Here is a 19,104-nt window from a genome sequence, read left to right as displayed (position 1 = left end):
GCGCCTGCCACGGCACGTGCCGTAGCGCTCCTCGCCCTCCAGGAGGAAGGTCTCCATGTCGCGCACCTCCCTGCTCACGAACCGCGCCAGCCTGACCCACAAGATCGGCTACGCGGTCCGCCACCCGGCCAGGATCACCCCGTACGTCAAGCGCACCGCCCGCGACACCTGGCTCCGCCTCAAGCACCCCGACCATGTCGCGTACTACCGGGCGGTGATGGCCTCCGACACCGGCCGCAATCCGGAGGCCGCGGTCGGCAGCCGCAGCCATGAACGCTGGCTGGCGCTGGGCGAGATGCAGTTCGGCTACCTGGCCGAACACGGTCTGCGGCCCGGCCACCGGATGCTGGACATCGGCTGCGGCAATCTGCGCGCCGGCTGGCGCTTCATCGCCCACCTGGACGCCGGCAACTACTACGGCATCGACATCTCGCCGGACATCCTGATCTCCGCCAAGCAGACCCTGACCACCTACGAACTCCAGGACAAGCTGCCGCACCTGACGATCACCCAGAACCTGACCCTGGACTTCCTGCCGTCCGCCCACTTCGACGTCGTCCACGCGCACAGCGTCTTCTCGCACTCACCGCTCGGCGTCATCGACGAATGCCTCGCCCATGTCGGCCGCATCCTGGCGCCCGGCGGCTTCTTCGACTTCACCTTCGACCGCACCGAGGGTGCCGAACACCAGGTGCTGCGGGAGGACTTCTACTACCGGACCGAGACCCTGCTCGGCCTGGCCCGCAGGCACGGCCTGGAGGCGCGCTTCATGGACGACTGGGAGAAGCGGCCGCACGGCCAGTCCAAGATCCGGGTGAACAACCCGGCGTAGCGGGCACCTCCCCCGCCGCTCCCGCATCCGCTCCCGCTGCCGCTCCCGGCCGTACGTCTCGGTGCTACTCCCCGCCGTACTTGTCCGTGTCCGCATGCGGGTCGAGCGACAGCCGGTAGCCGCGCTTGACGACCGTCTGGATCAGCTTGGGGGTGCCCAGCGCTCCCCGCAGCCGGGCCATCGCGGTCTCCACCGCGTGCTCGTCGCGGCCCGCCCCGGGCAGCGCGCGCAGCAGGTCGGCGCGGGAGACCACCCAGCCTGGGCGCCGGGCCAGCGCGCGCAGCAGCGCCATTCCGGCCGGCGGCACCGGCCGCAGCGCGCCGTCCACCACGACGGCGTGCCCGCGGATCTCCAGCCGCCGCCCGGCCACCGGCAACGGCCGCACCCGTCCAGGGAGTTCCCGGCACAGCAGCTGCACCAGCGGCCCGAGCCGGAAGCGCTCCGGCTGGAGGGTGGGGACGTCCTCCGCCTGGAGCGGCAGCGCGGTCACCGGCCCCACGCACACCGGCAGCACCTCCTGCCGCAGCGCCGCCAGCACCTCCGCGCGGATCCCGCGCTCCTGGGCCCGGCGCAGCAGCGACGCGGCGGCGGGCGCGCTGGTGAACGTCACCGCGTCCACGGACCGCGCCAGCACCGCGTCCAGCAGCCGGTCGACCGGGCCGATGTCCTCCGGCGGCATCCACCGGTACACCGGGACGCCGACCACCTCCGCGCCCCCGGCCCGCAACGACTCGACGAACCCCGGCAGCGGCTCCCCGTGCAACTGGACGGCGACCCGGCGCCCGGACACCCCCTCCTCCAGCAGCCGGTCGAGCACCTCGGCCATCGACTCGGAGGCCGGCGACCACTTCTCGGTCAGCCCGGCGGCCCGGATCGCGCCGCGCACCTTGGGCCCGCGCGCCAGCAGCTCCACCCCGGCCAGCCGCTCCAGCAGCGCCTCGCCCAGGCCCCAGCCCTCCGCGGCCTCGACCCAGCCGCGGAAGCCGATGGCGGTGGTGGCCACGACGACGTCCGGCACCCGGTCGATGAGGTCCCGGGTGACGTCGAGCAGTTCGGTGTCGTCCGGCAGCGGGACGATCCGCAGCGCCGGCGCGTGCGTCACCTGGGCGCCGCGCCGCTCCAGCAGCGCGCCCAGCTCCTCCGCCCGCCGGGCCGCGGTCACCCCGACGGTGAACCCGTCCAGCGGCCGGACGGCCGGCGCCGTCTCCCCCGCCGCCGGCTCCCGCTCGTCGTGCTCCTGCTGCTGCTCGCGCATGGTCGTCCCGCTCCGCCCAGAGTGGTGTGCTGCCGTGTGCCTGCGTACCGCTGGTGTCCCGCCCCGTGCCGCCGCGGCTCGGGCGGCACCGGGCACCAGGTGTCCGGGGGCCAGGGTGCCAACGGCACGTGACGGCCCCGGTCCTCCAGTATTTCCCCGCGGTTACGACGGCGCGCCGCCGCCCGCCCCGTACGGGCGGTACGCCCACGGCCGCCGGGCACGGGCGGCCGCCGGACACGGCCACCGGGCACGGGCGGGCACCGCGCCCGGACCCGCCGCCCCGCCGCCCGCGCACCGCCCGCGCGCCGCTCACACCTCCGCGTACACCGGCCCCCGCTCCCCGTCCACCGCCGCCCCCGCACCGGCCTCGTCCGCCCCCTCCGCCACCTGCGCCGCACGCCGCCCGCGCACCGCCGGGCGCAGATAGACGCCCCAGGTCACCACGCCGCACACCACGTAGCAGACCAGGAACGACACGAAGGCCGGCGTGCCCGACCCGGCCACCAGGAACGACTGGCGGAAGGCCAGGTTGATGGCCAGCCCGCCGAGCGCCCCCACCGCCCCGATCAGCCCCATCGCCGCCCCCGACAGCCGTCGTCCGTATACCGCGGCCGCCTCCCCCGTGAGCCCCCGCCGCAGCGCCTGGGCCTGGAAGATGCCCGGGATCATCTTGTACGTGGAGCCGTTGCCGAGCCCCGACAGCACGAACAGCGCGATGAACCCGACGAGGAACACCGGCAGCGACCGCACGCCCGACGCGTGGATCACCACCCCGGTGGCCAGGCCCATCGCCGCGAAGGTGACCAGGGTGATCCGCGCGCCGCCGAACCGGTCCGCCAGCCGCCCGCCGACCGGCCGCACCAGCGACCCCAGCAGCGGCCCGATGAACGTCAGCGACGCCGCCTGGAGGGGCGTGCGCGCGAACTGGTTCTGCAGCACCAGCCCGAAGGCGAAGCTGTAGCCGATGAACGACCCGAACGTGCCGATGTACAGCAGCGACATCACCCAGGTGTGCGGCTCCCGCGCGGCGTCGCGGGCCGCCCCGGTGTCGTTCGTCACCGGGGCGAGGTTGTCCATGAACAGCGCCGCGAGCACCGCCGCCAGGACGATCAGCGGCACATAGACGGCCAGCACGATCCGCGGATGCGCGGCCCCCGCCGTCCCGATCACCAGCAGCCCCAGCAACTGCACCACCGGCACCCCGATGTTGCCGCCGCCGGCGTTCAGCCCCAGCGCCCACCCCTTCTTCCGCAGCGGATAGAACGCGTTGATGTTGGTCATCGACGAGGCGAAGTTCCCGCCGCCGACCCCCGCCAGCGCCGCGACCAGCAGGAACGTCGTGTACGAGGTGCCCGGCTCCAGCACCACCGCCGCCACCGCGGTCGGCACCAGCAGCGTCACGGCGCTGATCACCGTCCAGTTGCGGCCCCCGAACCGCGCCACCGCGAAGGTGTACGGCACCCGCAGCACCCCGCCCACCAGCGTCGGCATCGCCACCAGGAAGAACTTCCCGGCCGGGTCGATCCCGTACTCGGGCCCCATGAACAGCACCATCACCGACCACAGGCTCCAGACGGAGAACCCGATGTGCTCGGAGAACACGGACAGCACGAGGTTCCGCCGCGCGACCCGCTCCCCCGTCTCCCGCCAGAAGCCCTCGTCCTCCGGGTCCCAGCGCTCGATCCACCGGCCGCCCCGCCTCACCCGGCCCCCGGTCCGGCCGCCGGCCGGGGTGCCGTCGGGTGTGTCGCTACGGTTCTCTGCTGCCGCGGCCGTCATCGCGCCTCCCAGGGGTCGGGTCCTGCGCCATGACGCTAGGGAGGCCGGGTTTCCGTACCGTGCCGCCCGGTGACACGTACGAAACCTTGCGCTCACCGGGTACGGCGGGGGCGGGTGAGGCCGGGGCCCGCTGCGGACGGGCGGCCCGTACGGGCCGCCCTCACCCGGCGGCCTCACACGGCGAACTCACACCAGACGATCTTGCCGGGCCGCCGCTCCCCCCACTTGTCCGCCAGCTCGCTCACGCACAGCAACACCGCGTCCGCCCGCTCCCCGACCCCCCAGTCCTTGAGCGCCACCCGCACGAACTCCCGCGCGAGCGGCACCGATCGCCGCTCCCGCCGGTAGAACCGCTCGCGTGGACAGGTGAGTTGAATCTCTCCGTTCATACGACCACGGTCGCACTGAGTAACTATGCTGCACAGCGCGTGCACCCGTACTCACGGTGAGTACGGGTGCGCACACGGTCACCGGCGTCGAAGTACGGGGAGTGGAACGCCATGAAGCCGCGAAACAAGCCCAAGAAGCGACACTCCGCAGCCATGGAAGTCATCGGCGCCCAACTGGCGATGTACCGCATCAACACCGGTCTCACCCAGCGCGAGCTCGCCGAACGCTCCACCGCCTCCGAGGAAACCATCGGCTCCATCGAACAGGGCAGGCGCGCCCTGATGCCACACCTGGCGACCGAGTTCGACCAGCTACTGAAGACGGGCGGGGCCCTGGCAACGGGCGTGGAGAAACTCCCGCCGAAGGACAAGTATCCGATCTGGGCGGAGGAGTTCATCGGCTACGAGCAGGAGGCGATCTCGCTCAGCGGCTACGAGAACGGCGTCGTCCCTGGACTGCTCCAGACCGAGGGCTACGCAGGCGCCACCTTCCGCAGCAAAACCCCGCACCTCAGCGAGGAGAAGGTCGAGCAGAGCATCACGGACCGGCTCGATCGTCAGCAGGTCCTGCACAAGCAGATCCCCGTCACCGCCAGCTTTGTCATCTCCGAGGCCGTCGTACTGGGCAACATCGGGGGCCGGGAAGTCATGCGGGGCCAGATTTCCCACCTGCGTCAGTGCGCGGAACTCACCGGGGTCTCCATTCAGATCCTGCCGTTGAAACGAAAGCATCATGCGGGGCTCGACGGGCCATTCGTGCTTCTGGAAACCGCTGACCATCAACACCTCGCCTATACCGAGGCGCAACGCAGCAGCGAGCTGACCTCGGACCCTGATGAGTTCAGCATCCTCGCTCAGAAATATGGAATGCTGCGAATGCAGGCTCTCAACGCAGAGGAAACCGTGGGTCTGCTGGACCGGCTGCTAGGAGAACGATGACCCATCTGACGTGGTTCAAGTCCAGCTACAGCGGCGACGAAGGCGGCAACTGCCTCGAAGTGGCTTATGCATGGCACAAGTCCAGCTACAGCGGCAGCGAAGGCGGCAACTGCCTCGAAGTCGCCTACACCTGGCACAAGTCCAGCCACAGCAGCGAACAAGGCGGCAACTGCCTAGAGGTCGCCGCCCACCCCACCACCATCCACGTCCGTGACTCCAAGGCCCCCCAGGGCCCGCACCTCGACTTCTCGCCGGGGGCCTGGGCCTCGTTCACCTCGTACGCAGCAGGTAACGCTGCCTCCACGACAGCCCCGTAACCGGGGCTACGCCACCGGGGGCTACTCGGCCGTCTCGCGGGGCGGGTCCATCCATATCCGGTCCGCGCAGACGGTCATCCGCAGGCGCTTGCCCTTCTCGTCGCGTGCCACGACCGCCTGCCGGCCGGGGTAGTCGCGCGGCGCGGACACCACGGCCAGGTCGTTGGTGACCATGAGGGGGTCGGGCGGGGTGCCCGTGGGGCAGTCCCGGTAGCGCAGCGCGGCGGTGACCGTGCCGCCGCGCCCCAGGTCTATCGGCAGGGCCTTGCCGTGCCCCCGGGCGTCCGACTCGGGGCCCTTGCCGAGGTGGACCTCGAAGGCCGGGAAGCCGTGGAACACACAGGGGCCCGCGCCCTTGTTGGCGATGGAGAGCCGGGCCTCGCGCTGCGCGCTGTGCGGCTTCTTCTTCAGCACGGTGAGCTTCCAGCGCAGGCCCTTGGTCGTGCAGTTGGCGTGCAGCGCCGCCATCCGCGCCGAGCCGCAGCCGGTCAGGGCCGCGCCCGCCGCCACGGTCAAGGTCAGCGCGGCCGCCACCGCCGCGAGAAGTGAACGCCGTCGCACGGCTCCCCCTGTTCGTTCCGCAGAGAATTACCTGCCGTTAAGGAAACATTTCGCGCGTCCATGGTTGCCTCGGCGCCGGACATTCTTGCGCGCGCCGCCCCGCACGCCCGGCCGTCACCGGCGTACGCCCATCACCCGGGCGTCCTCCTCCGGGAGCCACCACGCGCTCCCGGGCGGCGTCAACCACCCCCGTTCCCGGGCCAGTTCGCGGGCGGCCGCCCGCAGCGCGTCCAGGCCCGGATGCCGCAGTCCGCGCCGCCACACCAGGGACACCGGCGAGAGCGGCACGGGATCGACGAGCGGCCGCAGCACCATCCCCGGCACCTCGATGAACTCCACGCTCGCCAGCACCGACCAGCCCCGCTTGCGCACCACCCGCACGAACTCCTGCGAGCCCTCGATCTCCGGGAACGGCGCGGCGGCGGCGATGCCGCGCCCGGCGAAGAGCCGCTCGGCCAGGTCCGTCCACTCCGCGGTCTGCGGGTTGCCGGCGGCCGCGTAGAGCGTCTCGCCGGCCAGCTCGGCGAGGGGGACGGCGGGCCGGGCGGCCAGCGGATGGTCCGCGCGCAGCAGGACCGCCATCGGCTCCAGCCGGACGGGCTGGTGGTCGAGGCCGGTCCGGACCCCGGGCGGCAGCGCCGCGATCCGGCCGAAGGAGACGTCGAGCCGGCCGTCCGTGATCTCCGCCGTCGCCCCGGTCAGCCCGCTGTGGAAGCGGGCGACCAGCTCGCAGCTGTCCGGCACCCGGTCCCTGGCCGCCTCCAGCACCCCGTGGGCGGTGCCGATCGGGACGCCCACATCGACCAGCAGCGGCCGCTCGGGGGCGGCCCGGAACGCGTCGGCCAGCTCGTCGTGGGCGGCCACCACCCGTCGCGCGTACGGCAGGAGCCGCGTCCCGTCGGCCGTCAGGGCGACCCGGCGGGTGGTGCGCAGGAACAGCGCGGCGCCCCACTCCCGCTCCAGGCGCCGGATGTCGCGGCTCAGCGCCTGCTGGGCGACGTACAGCCGGGCGGCGGCCCGGGTGAAGTGCAGCTCCTCGGCGACGGCGAGGAAGGCCCGCAGCAGACGCGGATCGGTGTCATACGGCATCGGGTCATCCTGGCAGCAGCCCACTCCCCCGGCGTGCCCCGAGGCTCGCGCGTATTGACACCTCAGGTGCGTGAATGGGCGCTGATCAGGTGTTGGACGGGCGGCGGCCGCGGCCGCGACCGTAGAGGCATGATCCTCTTCCTCGCCGCCCGGCCGGTCACGGCCCCGCCCGTACGCCCCGCCCCGCGCCGCGCCCGCTTCCGCTTCCTCGCCCCCTACCGCCGGATCTTCGCCGTCCCTGGGGCCCGCGCCTTCACGGCCGCCAACCTGGTGGCCCGGCTTCCCATGGGGATGCTCAGCGTCAGCGCGGTGCTGATGATCGCCGGTGCGCGCGGCTCGTACGCGCTGGCCGGGGCGGTCACCGCGACCGGGCTGGCGGCAACGGCGCTGGTCGGCCCGTGGACCGCCCGGATGATCGACCGCCACGGGCAGGCCCGGGTCGCCGTCCCGGCCACCGCGCTCGCCGTCCTCGGCTCGCTGTCGCTCCTCCTGTGCGTCCACCACGGCGCGCCCGACTGGACGCTCTTCGCCTCCTACGCCGCCACCGCCACCACGCCCAACACCGGCGGGATGTCCCGTGCCCGCTGGGCGCACCTCTTCCGCGACGACCCGGCCGCCCGGCACACCGCCGACTCCTTCGAACAGGCCGCGGACGAGCTGTGTTTCCTGCTCGGTCCGGTGCTCGCCACGCTGCTGTGCACCACCCTCGTCCCGGAGGCGGGCACGGCGGTGGCCGCGGCGCTGCTGCTGACCGGGGTGCTGCTCTTCGCGGCCCAGCGCCGCACCGAACCCCCGGTGGCGGCACCGGCCGCAGGACGGACCCGCTCGCCGCTGCGCCTGCCGGGGCTGCCACCCCTCCTGGTCACCTTCCTCGCCACCGGCGCGGTCTTCGGCTCCCTGGAGGTCGTGACGATCGCCTTCGCCGACGGGCACGGCATCCGGGCGGCGGCGGGCGGCATGCTGGCCCTGCAGGCGGCGGGCTCCTGCGCGGCGGGCCTGCTCTACGGCCTGCGCCGCCCGACGGGCCCGGCCGGGCGGCGCTTCCCCGTCTGCACCGCGGCGATGGCGGCCCTGATGCTGCTGCCGCCGGCCGCGGCCGCGACGGGGAGCCCGGCGGCGCTCGCCGTCGCGCTCCTCCTGGCCGGTATGGCGACCGCGCCGACCATGGTCACCGGCATGGGACTCGTCCAGTCGCTGACGCCGCCCGGTCAGCGGCACGAGGGCATGACGCTCGCCGTGACCGCGCTGCTGGGCGGCATCGCGGCCGGGTCGGCGGGCGGCGGCTGGGCGGTCGAGCACCTGGGCGGGGCGGGCGCGGCCTACGGGGTGCCCGCGGCGGCGGCCGCCCTCGCCGCGGGCGTCGCCCTGGTCGCGGCGGGCCGTCACGCGGGGCGCCCGTCGGTGCCGGCCGGGTGAGCAGGACCGCCTGCCGCCGCTCCGCCCGCCAGGCGTGCTCGGCCGCGCACAGAGTGGCCCCCGGCGGAATCCGGGGGCGGAAACGACTCAGGCCCCGCTGTCCTGCCGGACAGACGGGGCCTGGGCCTCACATGGGATGAGTGGAGATGGCGGGAATCGAACCCGCGTCCAACGGTGCGGAATCAGGGCTTCTCCGAGTGCAGTCCGCTGCGATTTTCTCGGCCCCGGAGATCACGCGGACAAGTCTCCGACGGGCTCAGCCACTGTTTGATTTCCTCCTAAACCCCGTGACCGGGTCTAGAAGTTTAGTTCCCTAGCTGATGCCAGGATCCGGGTCGGGAACAGCCCCGGGCTGACACTTCGCAAGTCGCTACTTAGGCAGCGAGGGCGAAGGAATCGCGCTTGGTGTTGGCGATTATTGGTTGCGACATATGGTTAACGAGATCATTGCCGCTTCCTCGACTCGCTTCCCCTGCTTCGACATCCGCTGTCGAAACCGATCATCCCCATGTTGATTTATCAAGGTGGTACCCACACCCCTCGTGGGGTGCGATGCCATCGTACGGGAACAAGGCGCGCCCTTGCCAGCGTATTCCGCCGCGACCGGCCGCAGCGGGCCGCCGGCGGGCCGGTCAGGCCCGCTGCCGCCGCCGCGCCGCCGAGATCGCGCGGTCCGTCTCCCGACGGTCCTGCTGCTCGCGGAGCGTCTGCCGCTTGTCGTACTCCTTCTTGCCCTTGGCCAGGGCGATCTCGACCTTGGCCCGGCCGTCCTTGAAATAGAGGGCCAGCGGCACGATCGTGTGCCCCGACTCCTGGCTCTTGGACTCCAGCTTGTCGATCTCGGCGCGGTGCATCAGCAGCTTCCGCTTGCGCCGCGCGCTGTGGTTCGTCCAGGTGCCCTGGGCGTATTCGGGGATGTGCACGTTGTGCAGCCACGCCTCGCCCCGGTCGATCTGGATGAAACCGTCCACCAGCGACGCCCGGCCCTGCCGCAGCGACTTCACCTCGGTGCCGGTCAGCACCAGGCCGCACTCGTAGGTGTCCAGGATGAGGTAGTCGTGCCGCGCCTTCTTGTGCTGCGCCACGAGCTTGCGCCCGGGGGTCTTATCCTTGCCCTTGTCCTTAGCCATAGTGCGGCCATTTTCGCACTACGCCCCGCCCCCGAGGCCACTCAATACTGTGCGGGCCCGTTTCTCCGCGCCGCTGCCCACGACGACGTCCGGGGTGAGTCCGTCGCCGTCGACATTCCGGCCGGCCGGGGTGCGGTAGTGGCCGACGGTCAGCTCGGCGACCGAACCGTCCGGCAGCGTGCTGGGCATCTGCACCGAGCCCTTGCCGAAGGTCCGCGACCCCACCACGAGCGCCCGCCCCCGGTCCTGGAGCGCGCCGGACAGCAGCTCGGCGGCGCTCATCGTGCCGCCGTCCACGAGGACGACCAGCGGGAGACGGGTGTCGCCGCCGCGGTGGGCGTACAGCGCGCGCTGGCTGCCGCGGACGTCGTACGTCGCGACCAGCCCGCCGTCGAGGAAGGCGGACGCGGCCGCCACGGCCTCGGTGACCAGGCCGCCGGTGTTGCCGCGCAGGTCGAGCAGCATGCCGCCCTCCGGGGAGGCGTCGCGCACCGCCCGGCGGACCGCGGCGCCGGTGCCCTTGGCGAACGCGGCGATCTTGACGCGGGTCGGGCCGTGCGCCCCGGCCGGGCGGTCGACGACGACGTTGCGGGATCTGAGCCGCGCGCGGTGCAAGGTGGCCGACCAGTGGCGGGTGCCGCGCTGCAGGTCCAGCGTCACCGGGCTGCCGACCGCGGCCGGACCGCGGCTCGCGCCGACGGCGGCGCCGCGCAGCCGGGCGACGACCTCGGTGACCGGCGCGCCCCGGGAGGCCCGGCCGTCCACCGCGCGCAGCCGGTCGCCCACGGCGACACCGGCCCGCGCCGCGGGGCCGCCGGGCTGCACCCGCGACACCTCGATCCGGCCGTGCCGGGCCTGCCGCACCCAGAGCCCGACGCCGACGTAGCCGCCGTCCAACTGCGCCTGGAAGTCCTTGAACTCGCCGGGACTGTAGATCGTCGACCAGCGGTCTCCGCTGCGGCTGACGACGTCGGCGGCGGCCTGGGCACCGGACTTGCCGTCCGCGACGGCCTCGGCGGCGGCCCGTTCGACGGCCGCGCGGTCCGCGGTGGCGGAGCGGGGTGTGTGAGCGGCGAGGGCCCTGCCCTCCGGGGCGGGCCGCCGGGCCGGGCCCTGCGGGCCCTGGCTCCAGGTGCCGGTCGCGGCGCCGGTGGCGAGCACGCTCGCGAGGAACAACGTCAGGGCCGCCCCGCGGCGAATGCGGCGGGGCCGGTCGTACGAACACGGGCCCGACATGCCGGTGAGTCTAGGGGACAAAAGGGCGCCGTACGGCACGTTGACCGTACGGCGCCCCTTGGCAAAGCTCACACCTTGAGGTACTTGCGCAACGCGAAGAACGCGGCGAGCGCGGGCATCAGCAGCCCGATCAGGAGGACCAGCGGGAGGACCGCCGCCACCGAGTCCCAGCCGATGAAGTTGATCACCTGGATCTTCTTCGCCAGCCAGTTGTTGACCAGGACGTACTTGCCGCCGACGATCAGCACGCAGGCGAAGGCGGCGCCCAGCAGGCCCGCGATGGCGGCCTCCAGGATGAACGGCATCTGGATGTAGAAGCTGGACGCTCCCACCAGCCGCATGATCCCGGTCTCCCGCCGCCGGCTGAACGCCGACACCCGCACGGTGTTGACGATCAGCATCAGCGCAACGACCAGCATCAGCCCCATCACGACCAGCGCGGCGATGTTCATGCCGTTGAGGAGGTTGAACAGCGGCTCGACGGTGTCCCGTTGGTCCTGCACCTCCTGGACACCGGGCCGCTCGGAGAACGCCGACTTGATGACGGCGTACTTCGTCGGGTCCTTGAGCTTGACGCGGAAGGACTCCGGAAGCTGGTCGGGCGTGACCAGCCCGGCCACGGGGGTGTCGCCGAACTGCTCCTTGTAGTGCTTGTACGCCTGGTCGCTGGACTCGTAGACCACCGGCTTCTGCACGATCGGCAGCCGGTCGAGCTCGGCCTTGATGTCGTTCTTCTGCTGCTGGGTGGCGGCGCCCTTGGCGCAGTTGGCGCCGGTGTCGGCGTCGTTCTTGTTGCAGAAGAAGATGGAGACGTTGACCTTGTCGTACCAGTAGCCCTTCATCGTGCTGACCTGGTCGCGCATCAGCAGCGAGGCGCCGAACAGGCCGAGCGAGAGGGCTACGGAGACGATGACGGCGAAGGTCATCGTGAGGTTTCGGCGGAGACCGACGCCGATCTCCGACAGGACGAACTGGGCGCGCATGGCGTCCTTTCAGTGCTGGGGGCCGTACACGCTTAGTGCTGGTAGCCGTACACGCCGCGCGACTGGTCGCGTACGAGCCGGCCCTTTTCGAGTTCCATGACCCGCTTGCGCATCTGGTCGACGATCTGCTGGTCGTGGGTGGCCATGACCACCGTCGTACCGGTCCGGTTGATCCGGTCCAGCAGCTTCATGATGCCGACCGAGGTCTGCGGGTCGAGGTTGCCGGTGGGCTCGTCCGCGATGAGCAGCATGGGCCGGTTGACGAAGGCCCGGGCGATGGCGACGCGCTGCTGCTCACCACCGGAGAGCTCACCGGGCATCCGGTCCTCCTTGCCGCCGAGACCGACGAGTTCGAGGACCTCGGGAACCGTCTTGCGGATCTGGCCGCGCGGCTTGCCGATCACTTCGAGGGCGAAGGCGACGTTCTCCCCGACGGTCTTGTTGGGGAGCAGCCGGAAGTCCTGGAAGACCGTGCCCACCTGGCGCCGCATCTGCGGGACCTTCCAGTTGGAGAGCTTCCCGAGGTCCTTGCCCAGCACATGCACATGGCCGTGGCTGGCGCGCTCCTCGCGCAGCAGCAGCCTCAGGAAGGTGGACTTACCGGAGCCCGAGGACCCCACCAGGAAGACGAACTCGCCGCGCTCGATTTCGAGCGAGACGTCCCTGAGTGCAGGGCGGTTCTGCTTCGGGTAAGTCTTGGAGACGTTGTCGAATCGGATCACTGATGCACCACGGTCGACCTGAATAGGGGCACGGTTGCCGAGTTGCGGCTCCCGTCGGTGTGCGTGACCATACGCGAACCTCGCGCGGGGGCCCAGTTCGGCGTAGGGGGTTGGTGCGTTTGTTCACGGCACCTACGGGACAAAAGGGCGCACAATCCCGCGGGGCGCGCCGTTCCGGCGATGTGCTGGCACAGTGGAAGAGGGAACCAATGCGCCCCCCGGTGCGTTGGTGCAGTGGAGAAGGAGGTCGCATGACGTACGACCGGCTGGTGTGCGCCAATTGCGCGGCCCCTGTGAGCGAGGGCCGCTGCCCCGTGTGCCGGGCGAGCAGGGAACGACTTCAGCAGCAGGCGGGCGGCATCTTCGCCCAGCTCAGCCCGGCGATGCTGGTGGCACTGATGATCGTGCTGATCGCGGTGTCCGTACTGCTCCACCAGGCCGTCTGACACCCGTCCGCGGCCCTTTTCGGCCACGTACGACCGCTGGCGACGCAGAGGGGCCCGGGACGCGGTGCGTCCCGGGCCCCTCCCGCGTGTGGCGCGTCGGCGTCAGGCCGCCGCGGCGCCGCCGCCGTTCTTGTTGATCAGGCGGGGCAGCATGCGGAAGCCCACACCGCCCGCGATCATCGTGGCAGCGCCGATGAGCAGGAAGGTGGTACCGGAGGAACCGGTCTCCGCCAGCTCACCGCCCTTGGCCTGCTGCTTCGCCTGGCCGGGCGTGTCAGCGATCTGCTCCTTGCCCTGGCCGGGCTGCTCGATCGGCTTGGTGCCCTCGTTGTCGGTACCGGTGCCGGTGCTGCTGCCACCGGTCTCGTCGCCGCCGGTGCCGCCGGTGGTCGAGCCACCCGTGGTGTCGTGACCGCCGGTGGTGGACCCGCCGGTGGTGTCGTGACCGCCGGTGGTCGAGCCACCCGTGGTCTCGTCGCCGCCCGTGGTGGAACCGCCGGTGGTCTCGTCGCCACCGGTGGTCGAGCCACCCGTGGTCTCGTCGCCGCCCGTGGTGGAACCGCCGGTGGTCTCGTCGCCACCGGTGGTGGAACCACCCGTGGTCTCGTCGCCGCCCGTGGTCGAGCCGCCGGTGGTCTCGTCGCCACCGGTGGCGGTGCCACCGATGGTCTCGTCGCCGCCGACGCTGCCGCCGATCTCGCCGCCGGTGCCGCCGGTGCTGTCGTCGCCACCGGTCGAGGTGTCACCACCGGTCGAGGAGTCACCGCCGGAGTCGCCGCCGCCGATGATCCCGCCGATGATGCCGCCGATGATCCCGCCGTCCTGGCCCGGGGCCTCACCCGGGCTGGCGGCGGAAGCGGCGCCGGCAGCGGTGAGCGACGCACCCGCCGCAATCACCGCACCGGCCGCAATGCGCGCTACGCGCAGCCGCGTCTTCTTCGTCATGTACTGCTACCCCCAGTAGCTGAACTCGTCATGGGAGCACCGTTGCACGGGGCGACGAGCCGATGTCGGGGTGCACGAGCCTCGGCTCCGCCTCTACAGGCGGGCCACTCCAGTCCCCGTTCTCACACGCGCCCCAGACATACGCATGCCGCGCTCAGCCTTCCCAGTTCGGCCATCATCGTCAAGGCCGAATAAAGTCCCGATGCCCGAATTGCCAAGCGGTGGGCGGTACATGGACATACGACTGTGACCAAACCGCCACAGCAAAAACAACTGCCTCCCCGAAGGAGGCAGTTGTTTCACGTACGGAGCGCGCGGATCCGCTACTTCTCCTGCTGCTTGCGCCAGCGGATACCGGCCTCCAGGAAGCCGTCGATGTCGCCGTCGAGCACCGCGGTGGGGTTGCCGACCTCGAACTCGGTCCGCAGGTCCTTGACCATCTGGTACGGGTGCAGGACGTACGAACGCATCTGGTTGCCCCAGGAGTTGCCGCCGTCGCCCTTGAGCGCGTCCATCTTCGCCTGCTCCTCCTGGCGGCGGCGCTCGAGGAGCTTGGCCTGGAGGACGTTCATCGCGGTCGCCTTGTTCTGGATCTGCGAGCGCTCGTTCTGGCAGGAGACGACGATGCCGGTGGGGATGTGCGTCAGCCGGACCGCGGAGTCGGTGGTGTTGACGCCCTGGCCGCCGGGGCCGGACGAACGGTAGACGTCGACCCGCAGCTCGGACTCGTCGATCTCGATGTGGTCGGTCTGCTCGACGACGGGCAGCACCTCGACACCGGCGAACGACGTCTGGCGGCGGCCCTGGTTGTCGAACGGCGAGATGCGCACCAGGCGGTGCGTGCCCTGCTCGACGGAGAGCGTGCCGTAGGCGTACGGGACCTGGACGGCGAAGGTGGTCGACTTGATGCCGGCCTCTTCCGCGTACGAGGTCTCGTAGAGCTCGGTCTTGTAGCCGTGCCGCTCGGCCCAGCGCAGGTACATCCGCTGCAGCTTCTCGGCGAAGTCGGCGGCGTCCACGCCACCGGCCTCGGCGCGGATGTTGACGACCGCCTCACGGGAGTCGTACTCGCCGGACAGGAGGGTGCGGACCTCCAGCTCGTCGACCGCCTTGCGGACGGCGGTCAGCTCGGCCTCGGCCTCGGCCCGCGCGTCCTCGTCGCCCTCGGCGTCGGCGAGCTCGAAGAGCACCTCGACGTCGTCGACCCGGCCGCGCAGGTCCTCGGCCTTGCGCAGCTGGCCCTGGAGGTAGGACAGCCGGCTGGTGATCTTCTGTGCGTTCTCCGGGTCGTCCCACAGGGACGGCGCCGCGGCCTGCTCCTCGAGCACGGCGACATCGGCCCTCATCTTGTCGAGGTCCAGGACGGCCTCGATCGACCCCATGGTCGAGGAGAGGGACTTCAGCTCTTCGGATACATCGACGACTGCCACGCACCCAGCCTAACGGCTGCCACCGTCAGCGTGACCCGGCCCCGGCAGACCGGGCCCGCCGGTCACCGCGGACAGCCGCGCCTGCGGGGCCCGGCCGGCGCGCGGCGGGCCCTCACGGAGTGTCGGGTTCCGGCTGGTGGACGCCCGGTGTGGCGTCGCCGGCCGAGTCGTCGCCCGAGGCCAGCCAGCCGCCCAGGCCGGCCGCCACGACCACCGCGGCGGCGGCCGCGCCGAGCCGGATCCGGCGGCGGCGCACCGCGTCCGGCGACGAGCGGTGCCGGGCCGAGCCCGCCCGGCGCTCACCGGCGGCGCGCGGGGCACGGGCGGTGCCGTGGGCGCCGCCCGCCAGCTCGTCCGGGCCCGGCACCCGCATGCTGGTGTGCGTCTCCCGGTTGGAGTCGGGGGCCGCGCCCTGGACCAGCGGGACCGCGCCGCGCGGCGGGGTGGCGTCCGCCGCGGGCGCCGCCGGGTAGTACGGCTCCTCGCGGGACGCGGCGGCGCTCTCCGGCTCGTCCTCGGCCTGCTCGTCCTCCGGCTCGTCGATGTCCAGCGGCGGCATGCCCACCAGGCCGGGCAGCAGCTCGCGCAGCCGGGCGGCGAGCTCCGGGGCGCGCAGCCGGGAGGCCGGCGCCTTGGCCAGGCACTGCAGCAGCAGCTGCCACAGCTCGTCCGGGATGCCGGGCAGCGGCGCCACGCTCTCGGTCACATGGCGGCGCAGCACCGCCCCGGGGTGGCCGCCGCCGAACGGCGTGAACCCGGCGAGCAGCTCGTACAGGACGGTCGCCAGCGCGTAGACGTCCACGGAGGCGCGCGGCGGAAGGCCCTCGATGATCTCCGGGGCGAGGTAGTCGGGGGTGCCGATGACCTTGGCCGAGCGGAGCGCGCCGGAGCTGCCCCCCGCCGCGGGCTGGAGGGTGCGGCGCGGCGAGTCGACGAGCCGGGCGATGCCGAAGTCGGTGAGCAGGGCGGGGTGCGCGCCGCCGGGGCCCAGCGGCCCCTGCATGTCCAGCAGGACGTTCTCCGGCTTCACGTCACGGTGCACGATCCGCGCGGCGTGCGCCGCGGCCAGCCCGTCGGCGACATCGGCGGCGATCGCCACGGCGGCCTCCGGGGCCAGCCGGCGTTCGCGCTCCAGCCGGGTGCGCAGGTCGGTGCCCCGTACGAGGTCCATGACCAGCGCCAGGTCGTTGCCGTCGACGACCAGGTCACGGACGCCGACGACATGCGGGTCCGCCAGGCTCAGCAGCGCCGCCCGCTCCTGCACGAAGCGGCCGACGAGCTCCTGGTCGGAGGCGAGATCCTCACGCAACAGCTTGATGGCCACGGCCCCTTCGGGACCCTCGCCCAGCCATACCGTGCCGGCACTGCCGCGCCCCAGGATCTGGTGGGCGGTGTACCGGCTGCCGATCTTCCGTGCCAAGACTGCTCCGACGTGTCGGGCCCCCGAGCGTCCTGCGGGGGCTGAGGTTGGCGTCAAAGCTACGCGGGTGCCAGGGGGTTCCGTGCCCCGGAACGTGGCAACCTTCACTTCTGTGAGCGAAATTGTCCGCCGGAAGTCGACAAATCAACTGAGTCGCTTCGCGGAGCGGTCCGGCGCGCCGGCGGCGTGAGGCGCCGGGGCCTGACGGCACCGGTACCCCGGAGCCCGGAAACGCCGCGGGCCCGGCCGGCCTGCGGACAGGCGGCACGGGCCCGGAGCGGCGCGCGCACAGATTCACGGGCGCCCGCGGACCACGGCGGGCCCCCGGGCGGGCGGGTCAGCCGCCGAGTTTCTCCACAAAGCGCTGCACGCTGTGGAAGACGTGCCCGACCTGCGAGAAGAAGCCCCGCGTCGTGCCGATCCACTCCTGGAGCGGGGTCAGTTCCCACACCAGCCACGCCGCCACGAACAGCAGGATCAGCGTGAACAGGCAGCCCTTCAGGCAGCCCAGCCCCGGGATCTTCATGGGGTTGGCGCTGCGCTGACGGGGCTCGCGCCGGGGCCGGGGCTCCGGGGCGGGCGGGCGCTGCGGCTCGTAGCGCTGCGGCGGCGGCTCCTGACGGCGCTGGGGGGCCTGCGGCTGCTGCTGCGCGTACGGCGGCGGAGCGGGCTGGCGGTACTGCGGCTGCTGCGGACGCTGCGGCGGCTGCTGGGGAGCGGCCTGGCGCTGGGGACGGCGGCGCAGCGGGTCCTCGGAGGGATCCAGATACTGCACCTGGGTCTGCTCGTTGCGGTCGCGCGCGGCCCGCATCTGCGACTGCCAGGGATGGAGGCCGTCACCGTCCTGCGGCCCGCCGGACGGTGCGCCCATGGGCATCGGCGGCATCGCGCGGGTCGGGTCGGCGCCCCCGGGGCCGCCCGGACCACCCGGGCCGCCCGTGGACGGCAGCACGCTGGTGGCCGCGGCGGGGTCGTAGGACCCGGCGCCGGACGGCAGCACCTGGGTGGGGTCGGCGTCGCCGCCGACGGCCTGGGCACCGTCGGCGCCCGTCCCGGGGACGGTCGCGGGCGCCGGGTCGGGGGCGAGCAGCGCGGCGACACCGAGCGCGGCCTCGGCCGCGGCCGGGGTGGCGTGCACCCCGACGCCGGAGGCCACGGTGCGCAGCGCGCGGGCGAGGTTCTCGGCACTGGGCCGCTCCTCGGGACGCTTGCGCAGACAGCGCTCGATGACCGTCCACAGCGGCTCGGGGAGGGTACTGGGGCGGCGCGGCTCCTCGCTGAGGTGGCGGTGCAGCACCTCCAGCGCGGTCGACCCGGCGAACGGCGGACGGCCCGTGACCAGCTCGTACAGCAGGATGCCGGCGCCGTAGACGTCCACGGCGGAGGTCTGCGGGCGGCCCTCGGCGGACTCCGGCGCCACATAGGCGGGGGTGCCGACGAACTCGTGGGTGCGGGTCAGGCCCGGGGAGTCGGCGAGGCGGGCGATGCCGAAGTCGGTCAGCATCGGGTGCATCTCGCCGCTGCCGTCCGACCCGGCGAGCAGGACGTTGGCGGGCTTGAGGTCGCGGTGCACCACGCCGTCGGCGTGGCTGGCCGCCAGCGCGTCGGCGATCTGGGCGGTGAGCAGCGAGGCCGCCACCGGGCTGAGGGCGCCGTTGTCCCGCAGGTAGCGGTGCAGGTCGGGGCCGTCGACCAGGTCCATCACCAGGGCGAGCAGATCGCCCTCGACGACCAGGTCGCGGGTGCGGACGATGTTGGGGTGGGTCAGGCGCAGCAGGACGGAGCGCTCCCGCAGGAAGCGCATCACCACGTCCGGGTCGTGCGCCAGCTCCTCCTTGAGGACCTTGATCGCGACCGTCTCACCGGGCTCTCCTGCCACGGCGGCCTCGGCGCCCGCCGTCTCCCGCTGGCGGGCACGCCAGACGGTGCCCGTGGCGCCGCGTCCCAGCGGCTCCTCGAGCAGGTACTTGCTGCCTACCGGCCGCACGTCATGCGCTCCCTGGTCGTGATGGTTCCCTTGCCCGGCCCGCCGGGTCGGCTGATCGACTCCGCGCGGACCGTCCGACCCACTGTAGTGCCGTCGTACAAACTTTTCGGTCCGGCGGCCCGGGACGGGCTTATGGGGAAGACGCACTTCCGGAACGGATGGTTGCCTGCCGCGCCCGACCGCCGCCGGGGCCGGCCGGCCATCCTGCCGCGGACCGCTCCGAGCTGA

18 protein-coding genes and 1 other RNA gene are annotated in these 19,104 nt (G+C 72.5%); 5 read left to right on the top strand and 14 right to left on the bottom strand.

Annotation, left to right across the window (positions count from 1 at the left end):
• Nucleotides 1-55: 55 nt before the first annotated feature.
• Nucleotides 56-832, top strand: a complete 777-nt coding sequence (locus K7396_RS22785) for a class I SAM-dependent methyltransferase (RefSeq protein ID WP_086720647.1) — start codon at nt 56-58, stop codon at nt 830-832.
• 64 nt (nt 833-896) lie between these two features.
• Here K7396_RS22785 and K7396_RS22780 read toward each other — a convergent pair whose 3' ends face one another.
• The 3 genes from K7396_RS22780 to K7396_RS22770 form a co-directional block, all read right to left on the bottom strand.
• A complete protein-coding gene (locus K7396_RS22780; RefSeq protein WP_152105171.1) occupies nt 897-2,087 on the bottom strand; it encodes a uroporphyrinogen-III synthase in 1,191 nt (396 codons plus the stop codon).
• Between the two features lie 309 nt (nt 2,088-2,396).
• Nucleotides 2,397-3,866, bottom strand: a complete 1,470-nt coding sequence (locus K7396_RS22775) for a nitrate/nitrite transporter (RefSeq protein ID WP_152105172.1) — start codon at nt 3,864-3,866, stop codon at nt 2,397-2,399.
• Nucleotides 3,867-4,039: 173 nt separating this feature from the next.
• Nucleotides 4,040-4,255 (bottom strand): hypothetical protein, encoded by a 216-nt coding sequence (locus tag K7396_RS22770; protein WP_086717360.1) that lies wholly within the window; start codon nt 4,253-4,255, stop codon nt 4,040-4,042.
• Between the two features lie 153 nt (nt 4,256-4,408).
• Here K7396_RS22770 and K7396_RS22765 point away from each other — a divergent pair, with 153 nt between their 5' ends.
• Nucleotides 4,409-5,194: a helix-turn-helix domain-containing protein gene (locus tag K7396_RS22765; RefSeq protein WP_086717359.1), complete on the top strand. Its 786-nt coding sequence runs from the start codon at nt 4,409-4,411 to the stop codon at nt 5,192-5,194.
• On the top strand, nt 5,191-5,511 hold the full coding sequence (locus tag K7396_RS22760; RefSeq protein WP_086717358.1) for a DUF397 domain-containing protein: 321 nt from the start codon (nt 5,191-5,193) through the stop codon (nt 5,509-5,511). Before K7396_RS22765 ends, K7396_RS22760 begins: the two co-directional genes overlap by 4 nt.
• A gap of 21 nt (nt 5,512-5,532) precedes the next feature.
• Here the strand turns inward: K7396_RS22760 and K7396_RS22755 are convergent, their stop codons facing one another.
• Nucleotides 5,533-6,072 carry a DUF4232 domain-containing protein gene (locus K7396_RS22755; protein WP_223660170.1) on the bottom strand — a complete coding sequence of 180 codons (540 nt, stop codon included), beginning with the start codon at nt 6,070-6,072 and terminating at the stop codon, nt 5,533-5,535.
• A 114-nt stretch (nt 6,073-6,186) separates the two neighbouring features.
• Complete coding sequence (locus K7396_RS22750) at nt 6,187-7,161, bottom strand: LysR family transcriptional regulator (RefSeq protein WP_086717356.1); 975 nt, start codon at nt 7,159-7,161, stop codon at nt 6,187-6,189.
• A 129-nt stretch (nt 7,162-7,290) separates the two neighbouring features.
• On the opposite strand from K7396_RS22750, the gene K7396_RS22745 reads away from it, so the two are divergent.
• Nucleotides 7,291-8,577: an MFS transporter gene (locus K7396_RS22745; RefSeq protein ID WP_086717355.1), complete on the top strand. Its 1,287-nt coding sequence runs from the start codon at nt 7,291-7,293 to the stop codon at nt 8,575-8,577.
• A gap of 138 nt (nt 8,578-8,715) precedes the next feature.
• On the opposite strand, the gene ssrA is transcribed toward K7396_RS22745, so the two are convergent.
• The 5 genes from ssrA to ftsE form a co-directional block, all read right to left on the bottom strand.
• Nucleotides 8,716-9,085, bottom strand: a transfer-messenger RNA (tmRNA) gene (ssrA, locus tag K7396_RS22740).
• A gap of 124 nt (nt 9,086-9,209) precedes the next feature.
• Entirely contained in the window at nt 9,210-9,707 is a 498-nt protein-coding gene (gene smpB, locus K7396_RS22735) for an SsrA-binding protein SmpB (protein ID WP_086717354.1), read from the bottom strand.
• An 18-nt stretch (nt 9,708-9,725) separates the two neighbouring features.
• Nucleotides 9,726-10,943 carry a S41 family peptidase gene (locus K7396_RS22730; RefSeq protein ID WP_086717353.1) on the bottom strand — a complete coding sequence of 406 codons (1,218 nt, stop codon included), beginning with the start codon at nt 10,941-10,943 and terminating at the stop codon, nt 9,726-9,728.
• A 68-nt stretch (nt 10,944-11,011) separates the two neighbouring features.
• Nucleotides 11,012-11,926: a permease-like cell division protein FtsX gene (gene ftsX, locus K7396_RS22725; protein ID WP_086717352.1), complete on the bottom strand. Its 915-nt coding sequence runs from the start codon at nt 11,924-11,926 to the stop codon at nt 11,012-11,014.
• 32 nt (nt 11,927-11,958) lie between these two features.
• Nucleotides 11,959-12,648 (bottom strand): cell division ATP-binding protein FtsE, encoded by a 690-nt coding sequence (gene ftsE, locus K7396_RS22720; RefSeq protein ID WP_018091242.1) that lies wholly within the window; start codon nt 12,646-12,648, stop codon nt 11,959-11,961.
• Nucleotides 12,649-12,899: 251 nt separating this feature from the next.
• On the opposite strand from ftsE, the gene K7396_RS22715 reads away from it, so the two are divergent.
• A complete protein-coding gene (locus K7396_RS22715; RefSeq protein WP_086717351.1) occupies nt 12,900-13,094 on the top strand; it encodes a hypothetical protein in 195 nt (64 codons plus the stop codon).
• A gap of 102 nt (nt 13,095-13,196) precedes the next feature.
• On the opposite strand, the gene K7396_RS22710 is transcribed toward K7396_RS22715, so the two are convergent.
• The 4 genes from K7396_RS22710 to K7396_RS22695 all read right to left on the bottom strand — a co-directional run bounded on the left by K7396_RS22710 (nt 13,197) and on the right by K7396_RS22695 (nt 18,876).
• Nucleotides 13,197-14,039, bottom strand: coding sequence for a hypothetical protein (locus K7396_RS22710; RefSeq protein WP_086717350.1), 843 nt, complete (start codon nt 14,037-14,039; stop codon nt 13,197-13,199).
• A 323-nt stretch (nt 14,040-14,362) separates the two neighbouring features.
• Entirely contained in the window at nt 14,363-15,469 is a 1,107-nt protein-coding gene (prfB, locus tag K7396_RS22705) for a peptide chain release factor 2 (protein WP_086717349.1), read from the bottom strand.
• Between the two features lie 112 nt (nt 15,470-15,581).
• Nucleotides 15,582-16,889 (bottom strand): serine/threonine-protein kinase, encoded by a 1,308-nt coding sequence (locus K7396_RS22700; RefSeq protein ID WP_086717348.1) that lies wholly within the window; start codon nt 16,887-16,889, stop codon nt 15,582-15,584.
• A 337-nt stretch (nt 16,890-17,226) separates the two neighbouring features.
• Entirely contained in the window at nt 17,227-18,876 is a 1,650-nt protein-coding gene (locus K7396_RS22695; protein ID WP_152105173.1) for a serine/threonine-protein kinase, read from the bottom strand.
• Between the last annotated feature and the right edge of the window lie 228 nt (nt 18,877-19,104).

Source organism: Streptomyces angustmyceticus, from assembly GCF_019933235.1.
Classification (GTDB): domain Bacteria; phylum Actinomycetota; class Actinomycetes; order Streptomycetales; family Streptomycetaceae; genus Streptomyces; species Streptomyces angustmyceticus.
The sequence above is the reverse complement of the archived record's forward strand: the minus strand, read 5'-3'. Positions and strand labels throughout refer to the sequence as shown.

Excerpts from the sequence above, each read along its gene's own strand:
- K7396_RS22785 (WP_086720647.1), top strand. The coding sequence starts at position 56 with ATGTCGCGCACCTCCCTGCTCACGAACCGCGCCAGCCTGACCCACAAG.
- K7396_RS22780 (WP_152105171.1), bottom strand. The coding sequence starts at position 2,087 with ATGCGCGAGCAGCAGCAGGAGCACGACGAGCGGGAGCCGGCGGCGGGG.
- K7396_RS22775 (WP_152105172.1), bottom strand. The coding sequence starts at position 3,866 with ATGACGGCCGCGGCAGCAGAGAACCGTAGCGACACACCCGACGGCACC.
- K7396_RS22770 (WP_086717360.1), bottom strand. The coding sequence starts at position 4,255 with ATGAACGGAGAGATTCAACTCACCTGTCCACGCGAGCGGTTCTACCGG.
- K7396_RS22765 (WP_086717359.1), top strand. The coding sequence starts at position 4,409 with ATGGAAGTCATCGGCGCCCAACTGGCGATGTACCGCATCAACACCGGT.
- K7396_RS22760 (WP_086717358.1), top strand. The coding sequence starts at position 5,191 with ATGACCCATCTGACGTGGTTCAAGTCCAGCTACAGCGGCGACGAAGGC.
- K7396_RS22750 (WP_086717356.1), bottom strand. The coding sequence starts at position 7,161 with ATGCCGTATGACACCGATCCGCGTCTGCTGCGGGCCTTCCTCGCCGTC.
- K7396_RS22745 (WP_086717355.1), top strand. The coding sequence starts at position 7,291 with ATGATCCTCTTCCTCGCCGCCCGGCCGGTCACGGCCCCGCCCGTACGC.
- smpB (WP_086717354.1), bottom strand. The coding sequence starts at position 9,707 with ATGGCTAAGGACAAGGGCAAGGATAAGACCCCCGGGCGCAAGCTCGTG.
- K7396_RS22730 (WP_086717353.1), bottom strand. The coding sequence starts at position 10,943 with ATGTCGGGCCCGTGTTCGTACGACCGGCCCCGCCGCATTCGCCGCGGG.
- ftsX (WP_086717352.1), bottom strand. The coding sequence starts at position 11,926 with ATGCGCGCCCAGTTCGTCCTGTCGGAGATCGGCGTCGGTCTCCGCCGA.
- K7396_RS22715 (WP_086717351.1), top strand. The coding sequence starts at position 12,900 with ATGACGTACGACCGGCTGGTGTGCGCCAATTGCGCGGCCCCTGTGAGC.
- K7396_RS22710 (WP_086717350.1), bottom strand. The coding sequence starts at position 14,039 with ATGACGAAGAAGACGCGGCTGCGCGTAGCGCGCATTGCGGCCGGTGCG.